Origin of the sequence: Kitasatospora sp. GP30, assembly GCF_029892145.1 — a bacterium.
In the GTDB taxonomy this organism is placed as follows: domain Bacteria; phylum Actinomycetota; class Actinomycetes; order Streptomycetales; family Streptomycetaceae; genus Kitasatospora; species Kitasatospora acidiphila.
Genome location: NZ_JARZAH010000093.1, coordinates 1 through 3852, shown reverse-complemented (window position 1 = coordinate 3852; position 3852 = coordinate 1). Strand labels below are relative to the sequence as shown.

General features: G+C 71.4%; 2 protein-coding genes. Both read left to right on the top strand.

Going from position 1 to position 3852, the window contains the following annotated elements:
* Window positions 1–2445, top strand: a 2445-nt coding sequence (locus P3T35_RS40215) for an SDR family NAD(P)-dependent oxidoreductase (RefSeq protein ID WP_280709861.1), incomplete at its 5' end; no start/stop codon positions are given.
* Window positions 2446–2497: 52 nt separating this feature from the next.
* Window positions 2498–3852: polyketide synthase (locus P3T35_RS40210; protein WP_280709859.1), on the top strand; the 1355-nt coding region annotated here is incomplete at its 3' end.

Sequence of the window (3852 nt, the reverse complement as noted above, 5' to 3'; positions counted from 1 at the left end):
GGCCTGTTCATCGAGGTCAGCTCGCACCCGGTCCTGGTTCCGGCGATCGAGGAGGTCATCGGCGAGCAGGACATCGCCGCTGCGGCGATCGGCACGCTGCGTCGTGGTGAGGGCGGTTGGCCGCGTCTGACGGCGTCCTTGGCGCAGGCGTTCGTCAACGGCGCTCCGGTCGCCTGGCCCACTCTGTTCGAGGGCACCGGCGCCCACCGCGTCGACCTGCCCACCTACGCCTTCCAACGCCAGCGCTACTGGCTTGACGTGCCGCTTCGCGACGACACCGCCCCGCTGGACCCGGCCGACGAAGCCTTCTGGCAAGCCGTCCAGGGCGAGGACCTGGAGGGACTGGCCCGCATCCTGGACCTGGGCGACGACGCCCACGGGACTCTGGGCACCGTCCTGCCCGCGCTCTCGACCTACCGCCGACGCCGGCGCGAGAACTCCGTGACGGAGTCCTGGCGTTACCGCACCGTCTGGCGTCCGCTGCCCGACCGTCCGGGCGTGCTGGTGGGCGGTGGTACATGGCTGGTTGTCGTGCCGGCGGCCCGCACCGCGAACGAGTGGCTGCCGCTGATGCTGGACGGGCTGCGGATCGCTGGTGCTGACACCACCGTGCTGGAGGTCGATGCAGCCTCCGTCGACCGTGCCGGCCTGGCCGAGCGCCTCTCCGGCGTGGGCGAGGTGGCGGGTGTGCTGTCGCTGCTGGCGCTTGACGAGGGGGCGCACGCGCACGCCGACTCGGTGGCTGCGGGGGTGGCGGGGACGCTGCTCCTGGTGCAGGCCCTGGGTGATGCGGCCGTGTCCGCTCCGCTGTGGACGGTCACCGGTGGTGCGGTGTCGGTGGGCGCGGAGGACCGCGTGCTGAGCCCGCTTCAGGCGCAGGTGTGGGGTCTTGGCCGGGTGGCGGCATTGGAGCACCCGGAGCGCTGGGGTGGTCTGGTTGACCTGCCTGAGGTGCTGGACGAGGGCGTGGTTCGGCGCCTGGTGGGTGTGCTGGCATCCGGTCCCGGCGCGGGTGGTGTGGTCGAGGACCAGGTGGCGGTTCGTGGTTCGGGGGTGTTCGGACGGCGTTTGGCGCGTGCGGTGCCCACCGGTCCCGAAGCCGTGCGTGACTGGCGTCCGTCGGGCACGGTGCTGGTGACGGGTGGCACGGGTGCTCTGGGAGCACACGTGGCCCGGTGGCTGGCCGGCCATGGGGCCGAGCATCTGCTGCTGGTCAGCCGGCGTGGCCCGCAGGCGCCCGGCGCGGACGAGTTGTCCGCCGAACTGGCCGCGCTGGGTGCGAAGGTGACGATCGCGGCCTGCGACATCGCCGACCGCGACGCCCTGTCCGCGCTGCTGGACGGCATCCCGGCCGAGCACCCGCTGACCGCCGTCTTCCACACCGCGGCGGTGCTGGACGACGGTGTACTCGACTCCCTGAGCGTCGATCAGTTGGACAGCGTCGCCCGGGTCAAGGCTGCGTCGGCCCGCCATCTGGACGAGTTGACACGCAGTCAGAACATCGACGCCTTCGTGCTGTTCTCGGCGCTGGCCGGCACCTTCGCCGCGTCGGGCCAGGGAAACTACGCACCCGGCAACGCCTTCCTGGACGCGCTCGCGGAGCAGCGTCGGCACGACGGCTTCACCGCGACCTCGATCGCCTGGGGCGTCTGGGGCGGCGCGGGCATGGCCGACGGCACGGCGGTCGGTGAAGTGGCCCGCCGGCACGGGATTCCCGCGATGGACCCCGATCTCGCGGTCGCGGCCATGAAGCAGGCGCTTGACCGCGACGAGACCTTCCTGGCCATCGCGGACATCGACTGGCCCCGGTTCGCGGTCGCCTACACCGCCACCCGGCCGAGCGCCTTCCTCAGCGAGTTTCCGGAGGTCCGTGAGGTCACCGCCGGTGTGAGCCGCAACGAGCGCGCGGCCGGCGCGGCCGATGCACTGCTGGAGCGGCTGGCGGGCAAGAGCGCCGAGGACCAGGTCCGGCTGCTGGCGGACCTGGTGCGGGACCACGTGGCGGCGGTGCTTGGCCACAAGTCGGCTGGCAGCATCGATCCGAAGCGGGCGTTCCGCGACCTCGGCTTCGACTCCGTCGTCGCCGTCGAACTCCGCAACCGGCTGACCACGGCCACCGGGCTGCGACTGCCGGCCAGCCTGGTCTTCGACTACCCGACGGCCGTCCAGCTGGCCGAGCACCTGCACCGCGGTCTCACCCGGCAGGATGACGAGGCTCTGGAGGAGCGGGCCCTGGCCCAGGTGAGCGGGGTGGACGAACTGCTGGCCCGAACCGCGGAGAACGGGGACCTGCACGCGGTGGTGCTGACCCAGCTCGAAGAGGTCCTGGCGAGGTGGAAGAGCGGTGCGTCGGACCAGGGTCGGCCGGCGGAGCGACCCGATCTCGGAGCGGCGACGGCTGACGAGCTGATCGCCATGCTCAACCGCGACTTCGGCAAGTCGTGAGCAGCAGCAGTTCTTTGCAAGCTTTGGTCGAGTGCGGGGAGAGGGCTTTCTGATGGGCAACGAGAACGAGCTGCTGAGTCACTTGCAGTGGGCGACGGCGGAGTTGTACAAGTACCGCGAGCGCGCGACCCTCGCGGAGCAGCGGGAGCGGGAGCCGATTGCCATCATCGGCATGAGCTGCCGGTACCCGGGCGGCGTGCGCTCGCCCGAGGACCTGTGGCGGCTGGTTGCCGACGGGGTGGACGCCCTGACGCCCTTCCCGGTGGACCGCGGCTGGGACATCGACGGCCTGTACGATCCGGACCCCGACAAGTCGGGTGCCTCCTACGTCCGGAACGGTGGATTCCTCGACAGCGCAGCCGAGTTCGATGCGGACTTCTTCGGCATCTCGCCGCGTGAGGCGATGGCGATGGACCCGCAGCAACGGCTGCTGCTGGAGACCTCCTGGGAGGCGTTGGAGCGCGCGGGCTTCGACCCGGAGTCGCTACGGGGCAGCCGGACCGGTGTGTTCGCCGGGACCAACGGCCAGGACTACGCGGCGCTCGCCCAGGGCGACCCGACCCAGCTGGAGGGGTACTTCGTCACCGGCAACACGGCTGCCGTGGTGTCGGGCCGGCTGTCGTACTCGCTGGGCCTGGAGGGGCCGGCGGTGACGGTGGACACGGCGTGTTCGTCGTCGCTGGTGGCGCTGCACCTGGCGGCGCAGGCGCTGCGGGCCGGCGAGTGCGACCTCGCGCTGGCCGGCGGTGTGACCGTGATGTCCAGCCCGGGTGCGTTCGTCGAGTTCAGCCGCCAGCGCGGGCTTTCGGCGGACGGCCGGTGCAAGGCGTTCGCGGATGCCGCGGACGGCACCGGTCTGGGTGAGGGCGTCGGACTCCTGCTGCTGGAGCGGCTGTCGGACGCGGTGGCGAACGGCCACAATGTGCTTGCGGTGGTGCGGGGTTCGGCCGTCAACCAGGACGGTGCCTCGAACGGGCTGACCGCGCCGAACGGCCCCTCCCAGCAGCGGGTGATCCGGCAGGCGCTGGCCAACGCGCAGTTGACGACCGGCGACGTGGACGTGGTGGAGGCGCACGGGACCGGGACGCGGTTGGGCGACCCGATCGAGGCGCAGGCGCTGCTGGCCACCTACGGTCAGGGCCGGGATGTCGAACAGCCGCTGTGGCTCGGCTCGGTGAAGTCCAACATCGGCCATGCACAGGCCGCCGCCGGTGTGGCGGGTGTGATCAAGATGGTCATGGCGATGCGGGAGGGTGTCCTTCCGCAGACGCTGCACGTCAACGAGCCTTCGCAGGAGGTGGATTGGACCTCCGGTGCGGTGGAGTTGCTGACGGAGTCGCGGGCTTGGCCGGGGGTGGATCGTCCTCGGCGTGCGGGCGTGTCGTCGTTCGGTGTGAGTGGGACGAA